The organism is Neobacillus sp. FSL H8-0543, assembly GCF_038592905.1.
Lineage (GTDB): Bacteria > Bacillota > Bacilli > Bacillales > Cytobacillaceae > Neobacillus.
Map to the genome: position 1 here is coordinate 4654353 of NZ_CP151943.1, position 25465 is coordinate 4679817.

Sequence of the window (25465 nt, forward strand, 5' to 3'; positions counted from 1 at the left end):
GAAGGTTTAAAACGACCGAACCCTTGGAAAAATCTTAGTCCCGGTCGTTATGGAAGGTTTATAACGACGGAACCCTTGGGAAAATCTTAGTCCCGGTCGTTATGGAAGGTTTAAGACGACCGAACCCTTGGAAAAATCTTAGTCCCGGTCGTTATGGAAGGTTTATAACGACGGAACCCTTGGAAAAATCTTAGTCCCGGTCGTTATGGAAGGTTTAAAACGACCGAACCCTTGGAAAAATTTTAGTCCCGGTCGTTATGGAAGGTTTATAACGCCCGAACCCTTGGAAAAATCTTAGTCCCGGTCGTTATGGAAGGTTTATAACGCCCGAACCCTTGGAAAAATCTTAGTCCCGGTCGTTATGGAAGATTTATAACGCCCGAACTCCTGAAAATTCCTTAGTCCCGGTGGTTATGGAAGGTATATAACGCCCGAACTCCTGAAGATTTCTTAGTCCCGGTCGTTATGAAAGGTTTAAAACGACCGAACCCTTGGAAAAATCTTAGTCCCGGTCGTTATGACTTCAAATTGACACTAAATTTGGCATTCAAATTGGTTAGATTTATTCGTTGCACAACAAGTACTGTCATCTAAAAACATCTTGAAAATTTGATGGTCAATTCTACCCAGAACAGGGCTAAAACCTTGATATACTAATAAAAATGGCATGCGTCAATTCGCATGCCATTTCATGTGCCAATTAGCCTTTGTGCACCTTCCAAGTGAAACCTTTATCTTCATATTGGGCGGTGTTTTTTAATTACCGTAGAGGAGAATGATTATAACTGTTAAGGGACTCCTTGGAAGTCCCTTAATTTATCTATCATTCAAAAAAAATCTACCATTTGTGTTCCACGGAAAACAAAAAGTATTGACAAGTAGAATGGGATATTATATATTTATCTTGAAATAGAGATAATTGAATTCGAGATATTTTTAATCAAATAGATTAAAAGAATAATAAGAGTTGATAGCTTTAAAAAGGAGCATTTATTTATGGAAAATATGATAAATAGTATACATGAAATTAGTAATGGTAGAAATGTTGTTGAGGTGAATGATAAAGGGAAATCATATCAATATATGTCAAAGAGAACAAAAAGTACAAAACAAAGACAAGTAGAAAATGAAATAAAAAGGAATGAAATACATCGAATAATTGCCGAAAACTCAACAGATCTATTCTCTTTAATTGACAGAAATGGACTTATTCACTATGTTTCTCCATCATTTCAAACTTTGTTAGATTATGATCTTTCTTCAATCGAAAAAGATAATTTATTTGAAAAGATTCATCCAGATGATCAGGACACCATTAGAAGAGGGATTATGAATTATTCCTGCCGAACACTAAAAAATTCACTGCAAATAGAATTTCGTCTCCTTCATAAACAAGGGTATTATATTGATGTCGAAGCAAATATTGATAATATCAAAGAACAATCTTTTTCAAAGGATGATTTACTAGTGGTGGTCATGCGTGATATCCGTGATCGAAAAGAAGCAGAACAAGCAGTCTATCAGTTAGCCTTTCATGATTCTTTAACAAATCTTCCGAATCGACGTTCTTTTATGAATCAATTGCGTAATGAAATGTTGAATAGTAAATTATCAAGGTCAAAAATGTCTATTCTTTTTATTGATTTAGACAATTTCAAATCAATCAACGATCAATGGGGACATGATGGGGGAGACCTTGTACTAATAGAAACAGCTAAGATGATTCAATCGGTTATTCGTCCAAAGGATGTAGCGGCTAGGTTAGGCGGGGATGAATTTATTGTGATGTTAAAAGATGTGCAAGATGAACAAGATACGATTGCGATTGTTCAACGTTTCTTAAAGAAGTTTCAAAACCCTATTAAAGTAGGTGACCAGGCTTACACGATAACGTGCAGTATAGGTGTAGCAAACTATCCTGAATATGGTGAATCGCCAGAAGAACTGATTAAAAATGCGGATACTGCGCTTTATTACATAAAAGAACGTGGTAAAAATGATTTTATGATTTTTAACCAAACAATGGCAAATCAATCGTTAGAACGTCGGTTACTTGAAAGTGCATTAAGAAAGGGGATAAAAGAGCAACAATTCTATTTGGAATATCAACCGAAAATTAACATCTCTACAAACGAATTATATGGTATGGAGGCATTGGTTCGATGGAATCACCCTGATTTAGGAATCATTCCACCTGGGAAATTCATCTCATTGGCAGAAGAAACGGGTTTAATTATACCACTTGGGGAATGGATTTTAAGAGAAAGTTGCCGGCAAACAGTAGCTTGGCATGCAGAGGGGTATCCACCTTTAGTCGTGTCCGTAAATGTTTCAGTCCGCCAGTTAGAGGATTCAAAATTTATCGAAAAAGTTGAAGCGATTATAAATGAAACAGGATTAAACCCAAAATGGCTCGAATTTGAGGTAACTGAAAGTGTTTTGGCTGATATCAAAAGCACAGTGTCGGTTTTAAAAGAAATTCAAAAACTGGGCATTCAAATTTCTATAGATGATTTTGGAACGGGTTATAGTTCTCTAAGTTATATTAAAGAACTTCCAATTAATACATTAAAACTCGACCAATCATTTGTGAAGGATATTCATATGAATGAAGAAAGTAAGGCCATTGCGAAGGCGATCATTAATTTAGCAAATTCCATAGGATTAAATGTAATTGCAGAAGGAATCGAATTACAGGAACATGTAGATGAACTAAATAAGGATGGTTATTCCTTAGGTCAAGGTTATTACTATAGTAGACCATTGAAGGTGGAGGCATTTAAGGATTTTATGAATAGTAGTTTTACAGTGTCATAGCGTCCAGAAATTTCTTCTGCGAATATCGGGTCAGTCCCTCAGTTAAACTAAAGCTTTACCGCATATGGGACTGACCCTAATTTATAAATTAAGCCATCAATTCAAATAGAATTTTAGCAATATCGCTATTTTCCATTCTTCCGCTAAACATATGTCGATTAGGACCATAGGCATAGATGGGAACGTCCTCACCAGTATGGCCTTTTGTGGTCCAGCCAGTACTTGAATAGTGATTAATGATATTGATGAGTGCTTGCTTTGTATCCATCACTTCCAAATCTAACGTGGTTTGAATGGTATTCAGGTCTTCTTCATTAAGAGGAAAGCGAATGTGACGGTATAGCGTGCTGATGTCTTTTGTTTCATGAAGTTCGGCTGCAATCACAGCTGGTGTGGAGGTGAACTTCTTGATCACACTTGGATTCCATTTATAGTTATCGTTTCGATCGATACTCATTCCTCCGGTTGAGTGATCCGCTGTTGCTAGCACAAGAGTATCCTCTCGACCAAATGCAAACGAGATAGCTTCTTTAAAAGCCTCTTCAAAGCCTTTTACCTCGCTCATAGCACCGACAATATCATTGTCATGCCCCGCCCAATCAATTTGGCTGCCCTCTACCAATAGGAAAAAGCCATTGGGATTATACTGTAAGCGTTGAAGTGCCGCTTTTGTCATTTTTGAAAGTGTAGGAACTGTGGTTGAGTAGCAATCAATGTGTTTAGGCAGTTCTACTGGGGCAAATAAGCCTAACAATTTTTCGTTTCGGTCGGCCATCAGTTCGATGGAATTTGTGACATGACTAAAACCATTTTTCACAAACTCTTCTATTAAATTCCGGTCACTTCGAGCAAAGTAGGAGGTACCTCCTCCAAGCATGACGTCTATTTTATGCTTGCCATTAATACGTCCATCGAGATAGTCATCGGCAATGGCATTGTACTCTTCACGGGATTCCTGGTGTGAGGCGAAAGCTGCAAGTGTTGCATGATTAATCTGACTCGTTCCAACTAGTCCGGTCGATTTTCCAAGAAACTTTGCATATTCCAAAATGGTTGGGACGGCATGTTTATTTAAATCTAATCCCAGGGCACCGTTATAGGTTTTAAAACCTGTCGATAAAGCCGTACCTGCCGCAGCTGAGTCGGTAATATTGCTTTTTGCATCTAATGAATAGGTGGATTGTGAGCCAACAAAGTGTTGATCAAATATGGTAGGTTTCATGAGTCCTTTTTGAGAGTCATGATTAAAATATCGAAGGCCTGTGGTATATGAAAAACCCATTCCATCACCGATTAGAAAAATAACATTCTTTACCTTTTTTACCGTGCTAAAATGATGGTCTATGAAGGGATTAGTTAAACTAATGTCATGTTGCATAACGGCGGAATTGAACAAATCAAACAGCACCTTTCTAATTTGGGTTAGGCCTTATGTTTTCATCTGTTATATCATATAAGAAGGGGAATTTTACCTGAAATACAATAGTTTAACGGAAACTCAAACAATTCTTAACAATCCAGGGATGGAATATGAATGGGTTGAGTGCCCAGTAAGATAAAGCTTTAACGCACTGGGGGACTGACATCGATTTCCTGGTTTCCAATTTCGCGAGGACAAGCATTATTTTTGCTAACTTTTTATTAGAGTGTTAAACTTAATTCTGTACCGAACGGTAGGTACAGAGTGTAAATCATTCTTTTTTAATAAATAATTAATTCACATGATAGGAAAAATGATAAGTGGAGGTATATAAAATGAATATCACCATAACAGAAGATGCAGTAAGAGAACTAAAGAACAAAATAGGTGAACATTCCGGATACTTAAAAATTCAGAACGTTATGGAGGGGCTCGCTTGTGGTGCAGGAGTACCTACCTTGTTGTTTGTGTCATCAATGGATGAAAAAGCAGAAATCTTAATTGAGACCAACAATCGACCTGTTTTAATGGAAAAATCAGATCTGATTTATTTTGATGAGGAATTGAAGATTGATTATTCGGATTCAGCAAACAGTTTTCAATTAAAAAGCCCACAGCAATTTGTAAATGGGAGAATGTCATTTGTTTTAAAAGTTAATTAAAATAAGTTTCGATTTTATTTCCTTCCTATGATTCATACCTTAGCAAAATGAGAGGATGTACTTACATGTCAAACAGTTTGTATAACAAAGAAAATTTGAAAAATCTTAATCATCTTAAAAATATCGTCCCAGATCAATTAAAGTCATTTTCCGAATTTAACCAGGCGGTTCTAAAAGAGGGTGCTCTAACTAAAAAGGAAAAGGAAATCATTGCGGTAGCTATAGCCCATGTAACCGAATGTCCGTATTGTATTGATTCCCATACACGCAGTGCCAAAGCTGAAGGAGCCACACTTGATGAATTGGTAGAAGCCGTCTTTGTGGTAGCTGGAGTGGAAGCGGGTGGGGCAGTGACCCATAGTACGCATATACAAAATGCCGTAGACCCAGAAGCATCAGATGTCCTTTATGGTAGATCAAATTTAAAAAAACTAGGAAAATTAGGGAAATATGCTTCTGATGGTTTTAAGGGCTATTCTAATTTCAGCGCTACCGTTATGAAGGCAGGGAAATTAAGTGAAAAATTTAAAGAAATTATTGCAGTAGCAGCAGGCATTGCTACTCAGTGCCCTTATTGTATCGATGTTCATACAAAAAATGCGATAAAGGCAGGCGCAACAAATGAAGAATTATCAGAAGCAGTAATGGTTACATCTGCATTACTTGCTGGTGGAGCTTACGCCCACATGGCAAATATGATACAAAGCTATGAAGATTAAATAGAGCTCGTTTTTCAATGAAGTTAGTAGTTTGTATGCTAGTTTACACGTTATAAGATGAAGGTGTGTACAAATGTCAAGAAAGCAAGAAATCATCACATTAGCCAGAAACGTTATTCATATAAAAGGATACCAAGCAACATCTGTTAATGATATTCTTAATGCAGCAAATATTGGAAAAGGCCAATTTTATCATTATTTTTCCTCGAAAAATGATCTTGGACTAGCCGTTGTGGATGATCTTATTCAAGAGTGGGATGGTCAGTTGATTAAGGGGATATTAGAATCAGAAGAAGAGTCTAAACTAAAGCTAAACAAGATGCTTGATTGGGCTACCACCTTTCACACGGAAATGAAAACAAAACGAGGTTGTCCAATTGGTAACTTAGCGCTTGAGATGAGTGAACATGACGAAACATTTCGTGTGCGAATTCAACAATTTTTTGATCGTTGGTTTTTAGGAATTGAAGTAGTCTTAGATGAAATGATAAAACAAAACCAGCTAGATCCCTCTATTGATACTAAAAAAAGTTCTCAAACGATAGTGGCAATGATTGAAGGTGGTGTATTGTTAATGAAAAATCAACAAGACATCAACCTATTGGAAAATGTCTTTGATGTGATTCGAAAGCAATATAACCTTGTATAAGAAACATACTTTTTGGATAAGTTTTAGGAGGAAGTAGTAGAATGGCTATTGTTGATATTACTGTTATACCGGTTGGGACAGGCACACCAAGTGTCAGTGAGTATGTAGCTGAAATACAAAAAGTTCTTCAACAGTATGAAGGAAGGGTAAAGTATCAATTAACCCCAATGAGTACACTAATTGAAGGTGATTTACCATTATTAATGGAGATTGTTCAAGAACTTCATGAAGTTCCGTTTCAGAAAGGCTTACAGAGAGTGTGTACGAATATTCGAATTGATGACCGACGCGACAAGGAAAATACAATGGAACGAAAGCTGCAGTCAGTACAGGCTAAATTATAAGGTAGAAGGACCCTATTTTCATTGCAACAAAAAGAGACCAAGGTTATCGCTGGACCTGTGGGGTCCAAACAAAAATTATTAAGGCATTGTTAATAGTTATGTCAGACAGAATGGTTGGGAGAATCCCAACCTTTTTTTATTCTGCGTAAGGCCTGATGGAAGATTCACAACCATCCATCTCATCGACAATTCTCAACATAAATCTGCAATAATAAAAAAAATAATTGAAGGAGGTGAAAAAAATGGAAAAAACACTTAATTTGATATGGGCTGAACAAAAAAGACAGGGTGATGTATTGCATCAATTAATTAATGCTGTTGGAGCCACCAATGTAAAATTTGCTGAAATAGATGGGAAAGTTACTGAAATTAATGAAAAAGTTACTGATTTAGATCGAAAAGTTGCTACTATTGAAACAAAACTAGATTTCGTCTTTACCGAGGTTAAAGAAGTAAAGGCAAAATGGTTACAAAACATGACCTTGAATACTATGATCAGATAATATCAGAACATTCCAGGGAAATTTATAAACTAAAAAATCATTAAACCTCCACTAACAAGACTCCTCATAATATGACTCAATCCAATTAAGTTTTCTCTGACCTTCTTTTGGTCGGTTCTTGTTAACAAAGCATTGTTTCTTTTTCCATTCGTACCAGTTTTAAAATGGAAAAGTGCGAGATCCCCGCTTGAGGTAACGATCTACTTGTATCGTTACCCAGGACTACTCAATTTACATCTCAAGGTAACGATTTTTCGAGTATCGTTACCAGGGACTACTCAATTTATATCTCAAGGGAACGATTCCTCGAGTATCGTTACCAGGGACTACTCTATTTACATCTCAAGGTAACGATTCTTCGAGTATCGTTACCCAGGACTACTCAATTTACATCTCAAGGGAACGCTTAATTCAATTATCGTTCCAATTGACAGCCATTCCCCACAAAAGACTAGAATAATTTGGTGATAAGTAATCCAAATTAGAGAGGACTAATGGAAGGGGATATATTTATGACAAAAAATTCTCAACAAATTCTTAATCAAATCAGCCAAATCGCAGGCCAATTGGAACAACAGGCGGCATTGAATGCCCAAAAGCACCAAGGTCAAGAAATGAGTACACAGAAGCACCAACAAATGGAAATTTTAGAACAAACTGCTGCACAAAAATTAGATCAAATCCAACAACTTATCCAACAGAATCAGCAAAATGGCCAATCAGAACAAAGCTTCCAAGGTACAATAGGAGCAGAAAGCGGGCAAATTACTGGTGAGTAATCTGTCTCCAAACCAGGATTTTCTTCAACTGACGCTGCAGGAATGAAAAGGAAAAATCAACAATCTGGACAAAATCAAAATGGCGAAAATATATTTAGCTAAAATTTTTCTCCTAATTAAGAACCACTACATTCCTTGTATTTACTTGGCATGTTATGGTTCTTTTTTACGTAAGAAACAAGATAAGTCGTTCTCTCTTATTTTCTGGATTATCTAAATGTATAATTAATAAGAAATAAGGCTTCTTATAAATTAAACATTTTTCGTTGTAAAGAAGCTAATTAAAACTCTAAATTAATTTTAAAAGGTAATCAATTAATAGAAAGAGAGGAAACAGTTTAGTTGACAATATCCAATTACTAAAATACACTTACTTACATAAAGTAACTAAATAAAAAAATGGATAATAACGAAATTGGGAAAGATATATTAGAGCTTATTAGGTTTATATTCTTCACCCAAGGATCATCAAAGTTTCAAGGTGGTATTTCGAATACAGTAGACGAGGAGTGATTTTATGGGATTTCACAGTAAACCAACTACATTTGTGGGGCATGTAAAAATTAAGGTGGAAAATTTAGAACGTTCATTAAAATATTATCAAGAGGTAATCGGGTTTGATATTTTAGAACAAACTGATTCAACTGCAATACTTACAACTGACGGAAAAACAAGTATATTGTCACTTGTACAACCTGAAAATGTGATACCAAAACAAGGAAGAACGACAGGTTTATATCATTTTGCTATCCTTATGCCAGAAAGATCAGATTTAGCAAATATTGTCGTTCACTTTAAAGAAAAAGGGATAAGATTTGGCTCTTCTGATCACCTTGTTAGTGAGGCATTGTATTTAAATGATCCAGATGGAAATGGGATTGAAATTTATATCGATCGAGAGCCTTCAAAATGGAGTTGGAGAGGCGAAGAAGTGGCTATGACCGTTGATCCCCTAGATTTTAAAAATCTATTGACTACTGTTGTACCAGGTAAGTCTTGGCAAGGAATGCCAGAAGGAACAGTAATGGGTCATATTCATTTACACGTATCTGAATTAAAGAAGACAGAGGAATTTTATGTTAAAGGACTTGGCTTTGATGTCGTAAATCGATATGGTGCGCAGGCGTTATTCCTTTCCACAGGAAAATACCACCATCATATTGGAGTCAATACATGGAATGGGGTCGGTGCACCAACTCCTCCAGAAAAAAGTGTAGGTCTAGAGTCTTTTAGTCTTATATTGCCGAATGAAGAAGCACGAAAAAAAATAGTATCTAATCTGCAAAAGATTGGTGCCAATGTTTTGGAAGAAAGCAATAATTTTATTACGTATGATCCATCTGGAAATCGAGTTGTTTTAGCGGTATAAAATAGGGAGGAATTCCATTGACAACTATAGATAAAAACGGTATTGAAATTGGTATTTATACACTTGCAGATATTGGTCCGGATCCTCTCACTGGAGAAACGATATCCGCCAATCAAAGACTGAAAGAAGTCATTCAAGCAGCAAAGCTTGCTGATGAAGCAGGACTGGATGTTTTTGGAGTAGGGGAGCATCATCGGTTAGATTATGCCGTCTCATCCCCAGCAGTTATGTTATCTGCTATTGCTCAAGTAACAAAGCAAATTAAATTAACTAGTACGACAAGTGTGTTAAGTACCCTTGATCCCGTTCGTTTATTCGAGGATTTTGCCACGTTGGATTTGCTTTCAAACGGCCGCGCAGAAATCATTGCTGGAAGGGGAGCATTTATAGAATCATTCCCTCTATTTGGGTATAGTACAAACGATTATGATGAGCTTTTCCAAGAACATATGGAATTGCTTTTAAAACTAAATCAAAATGAGACGGTTACTTGGAATGGAACATTTCGACCAAGCTTAAGGAATGCTGAAATTGCACCACGACCTTTACAAGAGCAAATTCCGATTTGGATTGGTGTTGGCGGGACGCCTGAGAGTGCCATCCGTGCTGGGAAATTTGGGGTGGGAATGGCGTTAGCTATTTTAGGAGGAGATCCATTACGTTTCAAGCCACTGGTGGACCTATACCGTAAAGCGGGAATGGAGGCAGGTCATTCACCTGAAAGTTTAAAAGTAGGTGTAACCGGACATGCATACATTGGTAAAACCACTCAGGAAGCCAAAGACGAGTTCTTTCCTTATTACTCAAACTATTGGTCCTATGTAAATCGCCAACGAGGGATGGGGTCTAGGATGTCAAGGGAAGACTTCGAACATATGACAAGTCCAAATACTGCTTTATTTGTTGGAAGCCCACAGCAAATTGTGGAGAAAGTTCTTCAGCAACATGAGCTTTTCGGCCATAAACGTTTTCTTGCCCAAGTTGATATAGGTGGATTACCTTACCATAAGGTAGCCAAAAACATTGAATTATTAGCGACTGAGGTTGCTCCAATGATTAAAAAGGCAACAAGTAAATAAATTCAAGTGCCAAGGGGATGGTTCTCTTGGCCTTTTCCCTTGCCATTATGATTTATAATTCCTATTCCATGAGTCTATTCCACTTTTCGATAGATTCTAGTGATACTAAAAAAACGATAGGAACCGTCACCAATGGTTCCTATCGTTTATTTGATTCTTGCAGCCTCATAGAGATGACTCCGCATTTGAAAATACTTAAATAAATGAGTTGTAATAACCTTTAAGATGGCGTAGCCTGGCACTGCTAAAAGAATGCCGACGACTCCGAATAAATTTCCTGCAATGATAATAATAAAAATAATCGTGATGGGATGGATATGTAGGTTTCTTCCCATGATTTGTGGGGAAATGAATTTCCCTTCAATTAATTGGACAACCGTCCAAACGATTATCAGTTTTAGTAACATATACGGCGAAGTCACAACCGCGATAATCAATGCAGGTGTAATCGCGATGGCAGGACCAAGATAGGGAACGACACTTGTAAAGGCAGCGATTAAGGCCAGCACAGGTGCATAATCAAGTCCGATTATTTCAAACCCGATAAACATTAGAAAGCCAATACAGAAGCTGACAATGATTTGTCCTCTTATATAAGAACTAATTTGCTTGTTCATTTCTTTTAACACCGTAAATGTGTGATTACGCATAAACGTTGGTAAAAAGCCGAGCATATAGTTTGGCAGTTTTTTGCCATCCTTTAACAAGTAAAATAAGATAAATGGAACCGTAATGATGGCCATGACCGTTTTCGTAACAGATCCAATAATATTCCCCACACCTGTAAAAGTTGTGTCTAATATATTTGCGGATTGGTTGGAAAATTGGATAGCTAAATCCGAAACATTGATATTTAATGTTTGCTGCACTTGATTAAGAAATTGACTTCCAATGACCTGTTCAATCATCCTTTCTACGTCATTGACCAAGTTGGGAAAACTCTCTATTAACCTCATAACTTGATCACGTAAAAATGGAATAACCAAGACAATGAGAATTGTAATAATTCCTATGATGATTAGATAAAGAACAATAATACTGTAAATTCGTTTAATGCCTTTTCTATCAAAAAAATCTACGATCGGAACGAGTAAATAATAGACAATTGCTGACAAAATAATTGGTAGTATAATTGTCTTTATTAAGACGGCTATAGGTGTGAAGATAAAGGAAACTTTGTTAAAGACGAGTATATTCAACCCAATTAATAATAAGATCATGAGAAATATAACAAAACGATTGTTTAATATAAAATTCTTAAACATATCTATTTTTGAATGATTTGAATTCAATGGGCCACCTCTTTTTTATCCTGAAAATCATTGATATAACAATGTACTTATATCAAAAATATAAAACATTTATAAATCGAAAGATAACTGGAACACACCCTATTGGTCAAACTATATCTATTTTTCAGGAGTTTTGAATTTCTTCCACAGTTTGTTCAACTTCTGCACGAGTCATTTTTTCGCGCCCGCCTTGCATGGCTTTTAAGGATTTATGTGCTAGAGCAAGTGGCAGGCGGCAGAATAATAATATACTTCGCTTTTTGATGAGCTTCACATATTCGTCCGCTTTCGCTAAGTTTTTTTCAGCATATTCAAACAGCTGCGTTCGGGTCCAACCATCTGGTACAAAGCTAACACCGCGCTCAGCTAAATCTTCCTGCTGATTACGGAGAATGTTTACGGCTTGAAGCCCGCGTCCATAACTAATGGCAAAATCGCGGTCTGTTTTCACACCAGAATCCCATTCCCATAGATCTGAAAGCATGACTCCGACTAGCCCTGCTACATAATAGGTATAGTCATCTAAATCTTCGCGTGTATGGATGTTCCAGTTTGCTTTTGCCCATTTCGCCATCCCAAATGCCATTTCACTAGTAGCTTTTATGACGATGGATTGGGAACCCTTTGGACATGCTTTCAGCCATTCTCCTAAACGAAGGGTAACTTCAGGCATTTTCTCTTTTATTGGGCCAAGAATCTTTAAATATTCATCTTCATTGAAAGGGTGCTTGAATAATTCACTCACTTGCATTAAGATGGTGTACTTTAAATCATTGCTCACTTCTTCATGATCCTCAATTTCATCAATCGCCCGAAAGACTAAATAAGCAGCTGCAACCGTATGTTTTAAGTCCTTTTGTAAAAATGTAATAGGAATATAAAAAGTACGACTGGTCTCTTTTAATACACGCATGGCATCTTTAGGGAAAACTTTTTCACTCATCCTATATTCCTCCATTTTAAAATTCAACTGTAACTATCGTAACACGTAGATTTTATAAGATAAAACGATAGCCATCGAAAGTTGTTGGAAAATCGTAATGAAGTGCCATGGGGGTGGTTGTGGCTCAATGACCAGGGGAACTTCTCATGCACTGAACCTGATGATTTCAATTATTATTCTATGAGGCTTGTCCACTATTCTATAGATACTAGTATACTGAAAAAAACCAAAGGAGCCATCCCTATGGTTTTAAAATACGTATTTAATAACAAAATTGCTGATAAACAGAATAGCGATCATATAAAGAGCAGGATGAATTTCCTTCCCTTTCCCTATTAAGAGCTTTAACAATGGGTATAGAATAAAGCCGATTGCCATACCATCTGCAATGCTATACGTCAATGGAATCAAGACAATAATTAAAAGTGCCGGAAAACTCTCCGTTAAGTCGTTCATTGAAAGATGCACAATATTTTGCAGCATTAGAACCCCGATTAAAATCAGAATGGGCGAAACCGCACTTGCAGGAACCATTTTAATCACAGGAATAAACAAGATAGAAACAAGAAACATAAACCCGGTCACAACGCTGGTTAACCCTGTTCTTCCGCCGGCAGTAATTCCTGCTGCGGCTTCTACTGATGAAACAGTAGGACTCGTTCCAAAAATTCCAGCAGATAAAACAGAAACAGCGGTAGCCTGGAGCGATTTCTTGCTGCTTTTAGGACGGTTTAACATTTTGCTTTGTCCATGAATCAAACCGATATTTTCAAACACAATCACCATTGCAAATGAAATAGAAGTTAGCCAGAATACGATATTACCTGCCTGTGCCCATGAAGCCTGACCAAACACATCAAAGTATTCATCGAAAGATACCATTGAAAAAGAAATCCCCTCAAAAGTAGCTCCCCCTAGCCCAATCGATAAAAACGAGGTAATCATAATACTTAATAAAAGATTTCCCGGTACATTTTTAATAAATAATAAAACCGTAATAATCAAACCAATAAATGTTGTGATGGCTGAGTGACTGCTTAAATCCCCAATCGCAAGCAGGGTGTGCTCAGAATTCGTAATAATACCAGCATTGTCAAACCCTATTAAAATCAATAAAATTCCGATTCCAATGGTAATGGCTTCTTTTAATGAATTGGGAATAGCGGACGTAATCACTTTCGCCATTGGTGTAAAGGCGATCACAACGAAAATCAGCCCAGAAACAAAAATCATCGCCAGCGCTTCCTGCCAAGTAAATCCCCCAGATTGAACGATGGTATAAGTAAACATCGCATTGAGCCCCATCCCAGGAATAAGGAGGAGAGGGGTATTACTCCATAAACCGACAAGTACACATCCAATAAAACTGGTTACAATTGTCGCAATGATTCCCGCTTCCATCGGAATTCCGGCTACAGCCAAAATCGTTGCGTTGACAATAATTATGTAGACTGCGGTTATATATGAAATTAAACCTGCAGAAAATTCCTTTCCAATCGTTGTACCATGTTGATTCAATTTAAAAAAACGTTCCATGTCATTCACCTTTCTAACTTCCGTATGAGAATGAGATTTATCATAACATGGACTTATACTATATGAAAAATATATAATTAATATATTAACCATACTATTATTATATAGAGGGAGAAATCAATGGACATTAAACAATTACGGTATTTTATTGCGATAGCTGAGGAAAGGAATATAACGGCGGCTGCTAATCGACTGCATTTGTCCCAACCGCCACTTAGCATAATGTTGAAACAATTGGAGGAAGAGCTTGGTGTTAAATTAATCGAGCGAAATGGTAAGAGTATGGAGTTAACGGATAAAGGACAGCTTCTCTATCAACGGGCATTACAGCTCGTGAACAGTTTTGAAGAAATAAAAAATGAATTGCAGGATACAGAGGAGGGAAAAAGGGGCGTTCTAAATGTGGGAATCAATACCTTATCGGTTTCGGGATTTTCAGAAATGCTCCAATCTTTCCACAAAAACCATCCCCTGGTTTCCTTGAAAATCGCTCTAAATGACTCCTTTTATTTAGCCGAATTGGTGAAAACAAGGTCCATTGAAATGGCATTTGTACGTCTTCCGCTTGAACATCGCGGTTTGACCTATCATCACCTGATTAATGAGCCCTTTGTTTTCGTTAGCAATAAGGAAGTTAAAATTATTTCTTTAGAAGAGATTTCACATATGCCTCTTATGATTCCTAGTACAGAGGGCTTGAGCATCTATAATACGATTCTTGAAGGATTTACCAGACAAAAGCTTCAACTGACAAGTATTGCGGAGTGCTCGGATATGTATGTATTAATGGAACTAGTTAAGGGAGGAATGGGGGCAACAATTGTGCCAAAATCTGTTTTTGATGTCTATGGAACAAAAGGTCTTTACACAGCACCAATAAGCAATGGCAATCTGTTCTCTTCATTAGGAATCATTTGGCTTGAACATCATTATGTCTCTACACCTGCTAAAAATTTTATGGAGCTGGTAAAGGAACACTATAGACTTTCATAACCTTAATACACAGTTAACTGGTTATCCTTTCACCGGCGAAAAGCTAAAAGGGTTTTCCAATTTTAGACCATTGGTATTTCTAATTTCTATTCCATGAGTCTTTCCCGCTATTCGATGGATTCTGGCGAAACTGAAAGAAACCATAGGAACCGTCACTATGGTTTTTTGTGATAATTTAATGCGAATTGGAAAAAGATAGTATATAGGAAGGAGGGGTGCGAATGTTTGTGAAAAAGTGGTTAACAGGATTGGTTGTTTTGCTTGCAGTGATTGTGCTTGCGACAACTTCAGGCTCACTCGGCGTATTTGCTGAATCCGTTTTTGTAACACAACCAATGGAGACGGTGAAAACGATTGAGGTCGAGATTAAAGATGATTATTTTAATCCAAAAGTCATCACTATTCCCAATGGAACAACGACTACGTTGATATTGAAAAACAAAGGTAAGAGAGAACACACCTTCACAGTGGAAGAGCTCAGAATTGACGTCGAAATCCAGTCAGGTAAAGAAAAAACGATTACCATTAATCCGGAAAAGCCCGGTACATATTCATTGATATGTCGGTACCATTTCCAGGAAGGAATGACTGGAAAGGTCATAGTCAAATAACAAGCAGGGCCAATCTGGCCTTGTTTTTTTTTCAATCCCGCCAATTATTAATGTATAATTAATTCTACATATAAAAATAGCAAATCATCAGTTGAGGTTATTTAATGAAGTTATATAAACTAAAAAAGCAGTTTAATGGGTATCAAAAAGGAACACAGTTCTACTTGATTGCAGAATCAGAATTCATTGGGGTTAAAGAGTTTGTCTTGAGAACGAATGATTTAAAGAATAGGATTTTGATCAATGAAAAAGAACTTCTTAAGAATTTTTCTTACATAAAAGAAATCTTTTAATGAGAGGCCTAAATGGACAGAATGGAACAAAAGAGAGTAGATGCATTCGGGAATCTCATTAGAAATCAAAACGGAATCTAATCACAAATTCAATTAGGAGGAATACCTATGACAAAAACAAATCAAATCATCGTTCCGCATTTATGGTATAACAAGGAAGCGAATGAAGCTGCGGAGTTTTATACTTCTATTTTCCCAGACTCAAGGGTTACGAATGGAACAACCCTCAACGACACACCATCAGGCGACTCCCATCTAGTCTCTTTTGAGTTGTGGGGGCAGAAGTTCATGGCAATCAGCGCAGGACCTTATTTCAAGTTCAATCCATCGGTGTCATTCATGGTTAATTTTGACCCATCGCGAGATAAAGACGCGAAAGAAAAAATAGCGGAGGTGTGGAACAAATTGTCCGAAGGTGGCACGGTGTTAATGCCGCTTGATGAGTATCCGTTCAGTGAGAGGTATGGCTGGATTCAAGATAAGTATGGGTTGTCATGGCAATTAATCCTTACCAATCCAGACGGGGAAGAGCGTCCTGCGATCGTGCCGTCGCTGCTGTTTGTCGGAGATAAATGCGGCAAAGCGGAAGAGGCCATTCATTTTTATATGTCCGTATTTAAGAATTCAAAGCAGGGACATATTGCCCGCTACTCTCAAGGCATGGAGCCTGACAAAGAGGGAACCATCATGTTCTCTGATTTCATGCTTGAAAATCAGTGGTTTACCGCCATGGATAGTGCGCATGAGCACAAATTTAGTTTTAACGAGGCAATCTCATTTATGGTGTACTGTGACACACAAGAAGAGATTGATTATTACTGGGATAAGCTGTCTGCGGTTCCTGAATCCGAACAATGTGGCTGGCTGAAAGATAAGTTTGGAGTATCCTGGCAGATTGTTCCAAGTGAGATGGACGAGATGATGAGCAAGAGCACACCGGAGCAAATGGCACGTGTAACGAATGCATTTCTCAAAATGAAGAAATTTGATCTTATGGAGTTACGGAAAGCATTCAAGGGATAAAATGAAAAGATTACGGTTAAAGAGCATTTCTATTCTTTAGGAATGCTTTTTATCTTTATGAAACAATAAATTTTTCGTTGGAATGGATAATATTTTATTGTAAAACGATAAATGTTATGTTAAATTCAAATAGAAAATAAATATGTGAGGTGTTTTATATGAAACAAGTATCAACGCTCTTTTTAAAGATAGCACTTATTCTTATTAGTATTCCTATTCTTGCTTTGTGTATATTTGGGTTGACTTGGTTACCTAAAAATCCAGTAAATCCAGATTATGCCCACATACTATATCCTATTGTAATAGGTATGTATGTATCAGTGATCCCGTTTTTTGCTGCATTTTATCAGGCTTTTAAACTTTTAAGTTATATTGACAAGAACCAAGCTTTCTCTGAATTGTCTGTAAGGGCTCTAAAGAATATCAAATATTGCGCAATAACCTTCAGTGGTTTGTATGTCGTCATTTGGCCATTTGTTTTCTTCGTTGCAGATTTAGACGATGCGCCAGGTCTCGTCATCGTTGGAATGGGTCCTATCTTTGCTTCAATGGTGATTGCAGTCTTTGCTGCGGTTCTTCAAAAGCTTTTAAAAGAGGCCATTGATATAAAATCAGAAAATGACTTAATTGTCTGAGGTGAATAAAATGGCGATTATAATTAATATTGATGTGATGTTGGCGAAACGGAAAATGAGCGTAACAGAACTTTCGGAGAGAGTTGGAATAACGATGGCTAACCTTTCTATATTGAAAAATGGAAAGGCAAAAGCAATTAGGCTTACAACCTTAGAGGCAATTTGCAAAGCATTAGATTGCCAGCCTGGAGACCTTTTAGAATACAGAAATGACGAAGACACTAAAGAATAATAAAAATCTTCAAAACAAGACCAGGGGACAGTTCTCTTGGCCTTTTTCTTGCTTATTTCTCATCGATGTGGCTTTCCTGCTATATGATAAGATCAAAGAATACTGAAAGTTCCTAATGTTTTACGAGGGTTATAAGGGAAAGTACATTGGAATACAATCTTATAGAGAAAGCGGAACCTACGACATTTGATTTTACTCTAATAAAGAGATTTGCAATATTCAAGTTTATGTTTTCAACTGGATACGAGAAACTAGCTAATGAAAAAACTGTTTAAAGGGGTGGAAGCTTCATGACTTGGAAGAATAACTTAAAAGCTAAAATCACTGTGCAAATGGCTAAGTACATACCTGCTGTTTATAACCGCTTTAGCCTCAGTCAAACAAAAAAGATGAACACAACCGTAGAAACAAAAATAAGCAAGCCTCTTTCCGAATGCAGAGTGGCTCTCATAACAAGTGCTGGCGTACACCTGAAGGAAGACGAGCCCTTTAACGTCTTAAGTAATGGAGACTATAGCTACAGAATCATCCCAGCTGACACGGATATAGAGGACTTGGAGGTCACTCATATATATTACGATACAAAATCCGCTAAGATTGATAAGTCAATTGTTTTTCCTCTGGTTCAATTAAGAGAGTTTGCCCATAAAGGCATAATTGGATCTGTATCCAATACCAACATAGGACTTAATGGGGGCACTCTTAATCAGATTCCTCACGAAGAAGAAACTGCACCAAAAGTGATTAGGGAATTAATAAAAGATAAGGTGGATATTGCCCTGCTCACCCCCGGCTGAGGCTCTTGTCATAATATTCTTGGGCTGTATGCCCGAGCGATAGAGCAATCAGGTATTACCACAGTCATGATTAGTTTAATTCCTGGAATTGCAGAGAAACTAAATATACCAAGAACGCTCATGGTTCCATTTAAATTGGGTAGGACCTGTGGGGAACCGTTCGACTATGAAACGAGAGAGAAAGTTGTTTATCAAATGCTTGAATTATCAAATGAACATACAGGTACAATTAATAGTTATAAGATAAAGTAGACTAGGGGAACGGTCTACTGGATTTTTCTTGCTAATCTGGAACCTCCCCTTTGATTTGTGGTGCGATGTCCCAAAAATCCCCTACACAATTATGTGCTAGGCAATATTTTTTTTTCCTTTATAGGTTTGTTTCATTTGGTAATTGATATAGATGAATAAAAAAAGGAGCTAGGCACATTAACTAGGGAACATAGAATAAAATGATTGTATTTGCTCCAAACTAAAAACCTAGGACTTACACATTTTTTGAACTGTATACCACTAACAAAACTGTGTGACAGGAGGATATAGTTGTGGCAAATTTAGTCGAATGTAAAGCATGTGGTAAGGAAATTGCAAAAGGTGTTACGAAATGCCCGCATTGTGGTAAAGATCAACGTAATTGGTTTATGAGACACAAGATCATTACCTTTATCTTAACGATTATTGTTTTGGCTATTCTTGTAAATATGTTAGGTGGTGGTGATGAAACGACAACTGACACAAATATAAACACAAATCAATCAGCAGAAAAAGCACCTGAAGAAAAGGTCTATCAGCTAAATGATGTTGTTAAAGTTAATAATGCAGAGGTAACAGTAACAAAGGTTGAAGAGAAGAGTGTTATTGGCGACCCTAATTTTCTTGGAAAAGAAGCATCAGAAGGCGCAACTCTTGTAGGTGTTCAATATAAATTGAAAAATGCTTCTGATAAACCTATGGGAATGTTTGATCAACCAACAATCAATTTAGTTGATGAAAAAGGTACGGAATATGACTCTGATATTGATGCTAGTGGTGCATATGCAACAGAAACAGGAATTGATAATTCAAAAATTTTGTCTGACTTAAACCCGGGTATTACAGTAACTGGAACAACTGTTTATGAGATTTCAAAAGAATCTTTTGACCAAGGTAAATGGTATATCCAAATAGATAATCAAAAAGTTCAAATTAAGTAATTAGATAGAAAAGGGCACGGGGTTCTCTAACGGGTTCCGTTAACTATCGCAAACATTAAAAATGTAATGCAAAATGACCTTCAAATTGTATGGTAATTTGGAGGTCTATTTTTGTTGATATAAAGGGATTTCAATAATTTTTTTTGGGGAGAATTTGTAGTGCAATTTGTATATTAAAATGTGGGGGTACAATAGCCAGTGAACCGCAGTAAAATACACTACCTTTTTACTTACAAATTGATATACAGAAAAATATTAAGGTTAGGGTCTGTTATAACTCAATGTTGATTGCACTGTATATGAAAAATAAACGGTAAAATTCCGGCTAAATTGGGAAATACCCATATTTCCTTATAAATAAGGGAAGTTTTTCCGTTTATACTATCTAAATCTTTGGATTTTGTCTTATTTAAAGCAGTTAATCGGAATATCTCCGCTTATATCCGTTTCTTAAACTTCGCCTATATACATTAGCAGGAAATTCTCCGCCTATGAATTCTCATACCTACACAAAAAACGATTCGGAGAGGGCGGAAATGGGAGTGAATACTGATGAAAGCCACCAGAACCGTCCCTTGGTTTACATATTTTCATATATGCGGAGGAATGCTAAGACACGGAATATTTTTACATTCTTTTTAGGGTCTGGTGGATTGATGTTTAAAAAAAGACTGAAACCAAAACAGCTGAATCAGTACGATACTCCACAGGCTAAGTCAATTGTGGAGGTATTTGAAAAGGCAAAGAAATCAAGTGACTTTACCACGATTTATCCAGGGAAGACCACTGACTTTATTCAAATTAGTTTCTATAAGACGTTGATTAATCCAGAGTTACTCCATCGTTCGCTACTTCCGTATTTAATGGGAAAAATGCATGAAATCAAGGACCTCACTGATGTAAAGAACATCATCCCAATAGAGGATATTCAGATTACCTCAGATGGAGAGCAAGTGGAAGAGAGTCTTCATAAAGGATTTGCTGTGATCCAAATAGGTGAACATAAGCAGGGATGTGCACTCATTAGTTTGGAGAATGCTCTCCTTGGTAATCGAACCACAAATGAGACGGAAAATGAATTTAGTGTAATTGGGCCGAAAACGGGATTTATCGAAGATCTCACTACCAATCTCCATTTATTAAGAAGTGATCTGGTAACATCTGATCTCATTTTCGAGGAATTAGAGGTGGGAACCAGATCGAAAACAAAGGTGGTCATTGCCTATTTAGAGGGCGTAACAAATCCGCAATATGTTCGTACAGCCAAGCAACGGATTACCGACCTGAACATTGATGTGGTTTTCGATAATACCCAATTGGAACAATTGATATCTGATCATTCTACTACACCGTTTCCCTTGTATATTACAACAGAGAGAGTGGATAGAGCTGTGCATGCCTTGATTTTAGGTCAAGTGGCCATCTTAAGTGATAAATCCTGCTATGTCGTGACAGGTCCATCCAATATTACAGATTTTTTTTCATCGCCCGAGGACTTTTATCTGCCCTGGGTAGTAGCCAGCTTTTTTAAGCTCATCCGAATTACTGGTGTATTATTTTCTGTTTTTTCGACTTCCTTCTATGTAGCCATCTTAACGTTTCATTTTGAGGTCGTTCCGAAGGATTTATTGGGGCCGATTATCTACTCCCGTGCAAATGTTCCGTTTCCCCCAGTAGTGGAGGTTTTATTTTTAGAAATTACGATTGAATTCTTGAGGGAAGCGGGTGCCCGACTGCCAACCAAAATCGGCCAAACCCTTGGGATTGTTGGAGGAATAGTGATTGGTCAGGCAACCGTGGAGGCAGCCTTAACAAGTAATATCTTATTGATCATTGTCGCATTATCGGCTCTGTCTTCCTTTACGACCCCTATTTATAAAATGTCGAATGCGGTTCGATTATTGCGGTATCCGTTTATTCTACTTGCTTCAATTTGGGGCGGATTTGGTATTTATGTCGGGGTCATTTTTCTAATTGGCCATTTGATCCGCCTCAAGTCTTTAGGTAGTCCTTATATGCTCCCATTATTCCCGTATCGAAAAGGTGGTTTCACAACGGCCTTTAGTCGACCAAATTATCTTAAGCTAAAAAATCGCGTATCGTTTTTACGACCTTTAAGCCGAAAAAGGTTTGAGCCAGTTGCCAATCAGGACCCTGAAGAAGGGCTTAATTCTGAATAAATTTCTGTAGAGAGGGGAGACAATCTATGAATATGAGGAGATATTGGATTTTCTCTTTGTTACTATTGATTTGTTTGCTCAGTCTTTTTGGGTGTATACGTATGAGAACCATTGATAAATTAAGCATTGTCCACGTGTTTGGATTTGATTTAGCTGAGGATAAGCAATTGATTGGAACGGCACTCTATCCAGATTACACACAAAGTAAGACGTTTGACGATGTTCAAGTATTGCGGGTAAAAGCTCCTGCTAGCAGCTTGTTTTACCAAAAAATGAATAAACATACGAAGACACCTGTTAAGCTGTCAAAAATTCGCGTGTTAGTGATAGGAAAGGACTATGCGGAACAGGGGATTGCGGCAACAGTGAGTCGATTTATTAACACGCCAGAGCTTGGGACTAGTATTCAAGTTGCTGTCTCTGAACAATCCGCTGAGAAAACCTTAACGGCCTTTAGTAAAGAGAAATCACTTACATTGGTTGATATGCTCCAACATAATATGAAAACACAGAATTTGCCAGAAATGAATCTGCATAACTTTTTGAATCATTTCTACGGTCAAGGGTTGGATTCATATGTTCCGATGATTAACCTTGACAAAGATGACAAAATTATGGTGAATGGAATCGGGATTTTTAAGGATGACAAGTTTAAGCTTCAGTTAAATGAAGAGCAGACGTTTCTCTTTTCTACATTGAAAGATAGCCATAATGAAGGGTCTTTAAAATTGAATGTAAAGGAAAAAGATCGCAAAGGTCTGTTAATCGTTCGCGGGTTCAAAAATAGACAAAGGTGGAAAGTTGTCGAGAACCGTCAACAAGAACAAGAGTTGAAGCTAACCTTACATCTCGAATGTTCTATTTATCAATATCCAAACTGGATTGATATTAAGAAAGAAGAAGATAAAAAGCTTCTGAAAAAGTATATCAAAACAGGTGTGAAAAAAAAGGTGGAAGGCTTATTAGCAACACTGAAAGAGAATGAGGTTGATCCAGTAGGAATTGGCAATATCGTCAGATCAAAGGAAAAAGTCTGGAATGAACGTTCTTTTTACGAGAGGTATCCTACTTTGCCCATTCAAGTAGAGGTTCAAATCGAAGTTATCCATTCAGGTCTTGATGTTTAACAGATAAGGATGATAAATGATGCAATCAAAGGTTAAGGAAAGTGCCATGGTCTCCCCCTATCTCCTGTTCTTCCTCATTCATGGATCACAAACAGGGATTGGTGTATTAAGGTTTCAATCGACTATTATCAAGGGTGCAGAGCAGGATGCATGGGTGTCCGTATTGGGAGTGGGTCTCAGTTTGCACATCCTTTTCTTGATGATACTCCATATCATCAGAAATTCGAGTCAAGGAGATATTATATCGTTCCATACCGATACCTTTGGAAAAATAATCGGCAGCATCCTCAATATCATATTGTCACTTTACTTTTTAAGCTCGGGATTAATCGTGGTTCACAGCTATATTGAAATTCTGCAAATTTGGGTGTTTGATGGAATTCCTTCTTGGGAATTTTCATTGGTTATCTGTGTTTTGCTTTATTACATAGTTTCTGGTGGGTTTCGATTGATAACAGGAATTGCATTCTGGGGATTAATTATACCTAGTTTTTTGTGGTTTTCTATCTTCTATATCATGAGATTTGCCAACCTTACTTTCATCATGCCTTTCTTTAACCATGGTCTTAAAGACTATTTACTTTCTGCCAAAGAAAGTGGATTTAATTATTTGGGTTTTGAATCCGTACTGGTGTATTTTCCATTTATTAAAAATGGGATGAAGGAAAGTAAATGGGGACAATTCGGTTTGTTGTATACCACAATTATTACCTTACTAATTGTATTTGTATCTTTTACTTTCTTCTCACAAGGGAAAATGGCCCATTTATCCTGGCCAACCTTGTCGATGATCAAAGTTATCCAATTCCCTTTCCTAGAACGGTTTGAATTTATTTTTCTCTTTACCTGGCTGTTAGTGATTTTTCCTGTTATTAGTATTAATGTGTGGTCAAGTGTTCGGATTTTCAAAAAGACGTTTCGAAGACTAAAGCCGACCTTTGTACTCATCTTTATTCTTTTTGGTTACTATTTATTTAATAGCAACGTGGTTGATACTGTTCAGGAGCAGCGATTGAACACATTGGTTTCTACCAGCGGTATCATTTTTATCTACCTCTATATCCCGTTCTTATTTATAATTAGTTTTATTAAAAGCAAGATTGGAAATAGAAAGACTAGTGAAGTTGCTGAAACGGAGATGTAGGAGGGGAGGGACATTCCAAAATTCAGGAGATGTATATTTTGAAAAAGTGCCAGGAACCATCCAATTATTTGGAAGTTGCCTGGCACTTTATTGTTGAAGCAGCTAATATTTGTCTCTTGCTTGAATAGTACAGTTAAAGAGATTGTTTTTCAATGTTGAATCATACAATTAAAGTAGTCAGTCGAAAGTGAGGAGGAAGATGATGATTGATTGCCATTTTCATGTGGATGAAACAATGCTAACTTTAGAAAAAATGATAGAAGGTATGGATAAAAATAATGTAATGAGAACAGCCCTAATTGCCACTATGAATGAAACGATGTTTGAAGTAGATAGTACGTTTCAACATCATTTACAAAGCTTTTTCCGTTTACTAATACTAAATGCACCACCAATTGGGAATAAAATTTATGATGGCCTAGTAAAGGATGGCTATTTTAAACTTTATGGAAATTCCTACAAAATTTTCGCCAAGCCTAATAATGATCTGGTTGCTACGGCATTGGATAGATTTCCAGACAGATTTCTTGGCTGGGTAGCCGTAAATCCACGGATTCCTGAATCAATAGAAGAGGTAGAATTTTATCTTTCTAAACCTGGCTTTATTGGAGTAAAAGCTCATCCATTCATGCATGAATATCCAATTAAGGAACTTGATCCAGTTGGGGCGATGTGTGAATCAAAAGGAATACCGATGATTATTCATCTATCTTCAGAACAAGACTCCTATAAATACCTACCAGAAAATTACCCGAAGCTTAAAATAATTTATGCTCACGCAGGTCTTCCTTTTTGGAAAAAACTATGGAAATACGTTAAGGATCAACCCAATGTATTCGTTGATACATCTAGTGATTATCTTAATCCGGCAATTGTAAAGATGGTAGTGGAATCAATAGGCTATCGTAAAGTTCTTTATGGTTGCGACGGACCATATGGAATGAAAAAATTTAATGAATATGACTATTCGGCAAAGAAAAGTTGGATTAAAACACTACCAATTCCAGATAACCAAAAAGAATATATCCTTGGAAAAAACTTTTTAGGACTACTTGATTAGGACCATGGGAACAGTTCTCCGGGCTTTTTGTGATGATCCCTAATTTCTATTCCATGAGGCTTTCC

26 protein-coding genes are annotated in these 25465 nt (G+C 37.0%); 22 read left to right on the forward strand and 4 right to left on the reverse strand.

Annotated elements, in window-relative coordinates:
- The first annotated feature begins 996 nt into the window (after positions 1–996).
- Positions 997–2817 (forward strand): EAL domain-containing protein, encoded by a 1821-nt coding sequence (locus tag NSS81_RS23235; RefSeq protein WP_342430982.1) that lies wholly within the window; start codon positions 997–999, stop codon positions 2815–2817.
- A gap of 88 nt (positions 2818–2905) precedes the next feature.
- On the opposite strand, the gene NSS81_RS23240 is transcribed toward NSS81_RS23235, so the two are convergent.
- Positions 2906–4195, reverse strand: a complete 1290-nt coding sequence (locus tag NSS81_RS23240; protein ID WP_342430983.1) for an alkaline phosphatase — start codon at positions 4193–4195, stop codon at positions 2906–2908.
- Positions 4196–4572: 377 nt separating this feature from the next.
- Here NSS81_RS23240 and NSS81_RS23245 point away from each other — a divergent pair, with 377 nt between their 5' ends.
- From NSS81_RS23245 to NSS81_RS23280, 8 genes are all read left to right on the forward strand, one after another.
- Entirely contained in the window at positions 4573–4899 is a 327-nt protein-coding gene (locus NSS81_RS23245; RefSeq protein WP_342430984.1) for an iron-sulfur cluster biosynthesis family protein, read from the forward strand.
- A 65-nt stretch (positions 4900–4964) separates the two neighbouring features.
- A complete protein-coding gene (locus NSS81_RS23250) occupies positions 4965–5618 on the forward strand; it encodes a carboxymuconolactone decarboxylase family protein (protein WP_342430985.1) in 654 nt (217 codons plus the stop codon).
- 73 nt (positions 5619–5691) lie between these two features.
- Entirely contained in the window at positions 5692–6267 is a 576-nt protein-coding gene (locus NSS81_RS23255) for a TetR/AcrR family transcriptional regulator (RefSeq protein WP_342430986.1), read from the forward strand.
- A 41-nt stretch (positions 6268–6308) separates the two neighbouring features.
- Complete coding sequence (locus NSS81_RS23260) at positions 6309–6611, forward strand: MTH1187 family thiamine-binding protein (protein WP_342430987.1); 303 nt, start codon at positions 6309–6311, stop codon at positions 6609–6611.
- Positions 6612–6853: 242 nt separating this feature from the next.
- Positions 6854–7114, forward strand: coding sequence for a hypothetical protein (locus tag NSS81_RS23265; protein ID WP_342430988.1), 261 nt, complete (start codon positions 6854–6856; stop codon positions 7112–7114).
- 512 nt (positions 7115–7626) lie between these two features.
- A complete protein-coding gene (locus tag NSS81_RS23270) occupies positions 7627–7893 on the forward strand; it encodes a hypothetical protein (protein WP_342430989.1) in 267 nt (88 codons plus the stop codon).
- A 517-nt stretch (positions 7894–8410) separates the two neighbouring features.
- Positions 8411–9262: a VOC family protein gene (locus tag NSS81_RS23275; protein ID WP_342430990.1), complete on the forward strand. Its 852-nt coding sequence runs from the start codon at positions 8411–8413 to the stop codon at positions 9260–9262.
- Between the two features lie 17 nt (positions 9263–9279).
- A complete protein-coding gene (locus NSS81_RS23280; RefSeq protein WP_342430991.1) occupies positions 9280–10341 on the forward strand; it encodes an LLM class flavin-dependent oxidoreductase in 1062 nt (353 codons plus the stop codon).
- A gap of 146 nt (positions 10342–10487) precedes the next feature.
- On the opposite strand, the gene NSS81_RS23285 is transcribed toward NSS81_RS23280, so the two are convergent.
- The 3 genes from NSS81_RS23285 to NSS81_RS23295 all read right to left on the reverse strand — a co-directional run bounded on the left by NSS81_RS23285 (position 10488) and on the right by NSS81_RS23295 (position 14112).
- Entirely contained in the window at positions 10488–11606 is a 1119-nt protein-coding gene (locus tag NSS81_RS23285) for an AI-2E family transporter (protein ID WP_342434131.1), read from the reverse strand.
- Between the two features lie 151 nt (positions 11607–11757).
- Positions 11758–12576 carry a phytoene/squalene synthase family protein gene (locus NSS81_RS23290; protein ID WP_342430992.1) on the reverse strand — a complete coding sequence of 273 codons (819 nt, stop codon included), beginning with the start codon at positions 12574–12576 and terminating at the stop codon, positions 11758–11760.
- A 249-nt stretch (positions 12577–12825) separates the two neighbouring features.
- Entirely contained in the window at positions 12826–14112 is a 1287-nt protein-coding gene (locus NSS81_RS23295; protein ID WP_342430993.1) for an NCS2 family permease, read from the reverse strand.
- A gap of 120 nt (positions 14113–14232) precedes the next feature.
- Here NSS81_RS23295 and NSS81_RS23300 point away from each other — a divergent pair, with 120 nt between their 5' ends.
- The 13 genes from NSS81_RS23300 to NSS81_RS23360 all read left to right on the forward strand — a co-directional run bounded on the left by NSS81_RS23300 (position 14233) and on the right by NSS81_RS23360 (position 25400).
- A complete protein-coding gene (locus NSS81_RS23300) occupies positions 14233–15105 on the forward strand; it encodes a LysR family transcriptional regulator (protein WP_342430994.1) in 873 nt (290 codons plus the stop codon).
- Between the two features lie 221 nt (positions 15106–15326).
- Positions 15327–15716, forward strand: a complete 390-nt coding sequence (locus NSS81_RS23305) for a cupredoxin domain-containing protein (RefSeq protein WP_342430995.1) — start codon at positions 15327–15329, stop codon at positions 15714–15716.
- Positions 15717–15820: 104 nt separating this feature from the next.
- Positions 15821–16009, forward strand: coding sequence for a hypothetical protein (locus NSS81_RS23310; RefSeq protein ID WP_342430996.1), 189 nt, complete (start codon positions 15821–15823; stop codon positions 16007–16009).
- 108 nt (positions 16010–16117) lie between these two features.
- On the forward strand, positions 16118–17032 hold the full coding sequence (locus tag NSS81_RS23315) for a VOC family protein (protein WP_342430997.1): 915 nt from the start codon (positions 16118–16120) through the stop codon (positions 17030–17032).
- Positions 17033–17190: 158 nt separating this feature from the next.
- Positions 17191–17667: a DUF2975 domain-containing protein gene (locus NSS81_RS23320; protein WP_342430998.1), complete on the forward strand. Its 477-nt coding sequence runs from the start codon at positions 17191–17193 to the stop codon at positions 17665–17667.
- 10 nt (positions 17668–17677) lie between these two features.
- Positions 17678–17899 carry a helix-turn-helix transcriptional regulator gene (locus tag NSS81_RS23325; RefSeq protein ID WP_342430999.1) on the forward strand — a complete coding sequence of 74 codons (222 nt, stop codon included), beginning with the start codon at positions 17678–17680 and terminating at the stop codon, positions 17897–17899.
- A gap of 290 nt (positions 17900–18189) precedes the next feature.
- Positions 18190–18696 (forward strand): glycine/sarcosine/betaine reductase selenoprotein B family protein, encoded by a 507-nt coding sequence (locus NSS81_RS23330; RefSeq protein WP_342431000.1) that lies wholly within the window; start codon positions 18190–18192, stop codon positions 18694–18696.
- Between the two features lie 66 nt (positions 18697–18762).
- Complete coding sequence (locus tag NSS81_RS23335) at positions 18763–18948, forward strand: hypothetical protein (protein WP_342431001.1); 186 nt, start codon at positions 18763–18765, stop codon at positions 18946–18948.
- A gap of 389 nt (positions 18949–19337) precedes the next feature.
- A complete protein-coding gene (locus NSS81_RS23340) occupies positions 19338–19889 on the forward strand; it encodes a DUF4352 domain-containing protein (RefSeq protein ID WP_342434132.1) in 552 nt (183 codons plus the stop codon).
- A 656-nt stretch (positions 19890–20545) separates the two neighbouring features.
- Positions 20546–22069 (forward strand): spore germination protein, encoded by a 1524-nt coding sequence (locus NSS81_RS23345; RefSeq protein WP_342431002.1) that lies wholly within the window; start codon positions 20546–20548, stop codon positions 22067–22069.
- A gap of 32 nt (positions 22070–22101) precedes the next feature.
- Positions 22102–23196: a Ger(x)C family spore germination protein gene (locus NSS81_RS23350; protein WP_342434133.1), complete on the forward strand. Its 1095-nt coding sequence runs from the start codon at positions 22102–22104 to the stop codon at positions 23194–23196.
- A gap of 16 nt (positions 23197–23212) precedes the next feature.
- Complete coding sequence (locus NSS81_RS23355) at positions 23213–24340, forward strand: GerAB/ArcD/ProY family transporter (protein WP_342431003.1); 1128 nt, start codon at positions 23213–23215, stop codon at positions 24338–24340.
- Positions 24341–24539: 199 nt separating this feature from the next.
- Entirely contained in the window at positions 24540–25400 is an 861-nt protein-coding gene (locus tag NSS81_RS23360) for an amidohydrolase family protein (protein ID WP_342431004.1), read from the forward strand.
- The last annotated feature ends 65 nt before the right edge of the window (positions 25401–25465 follow it).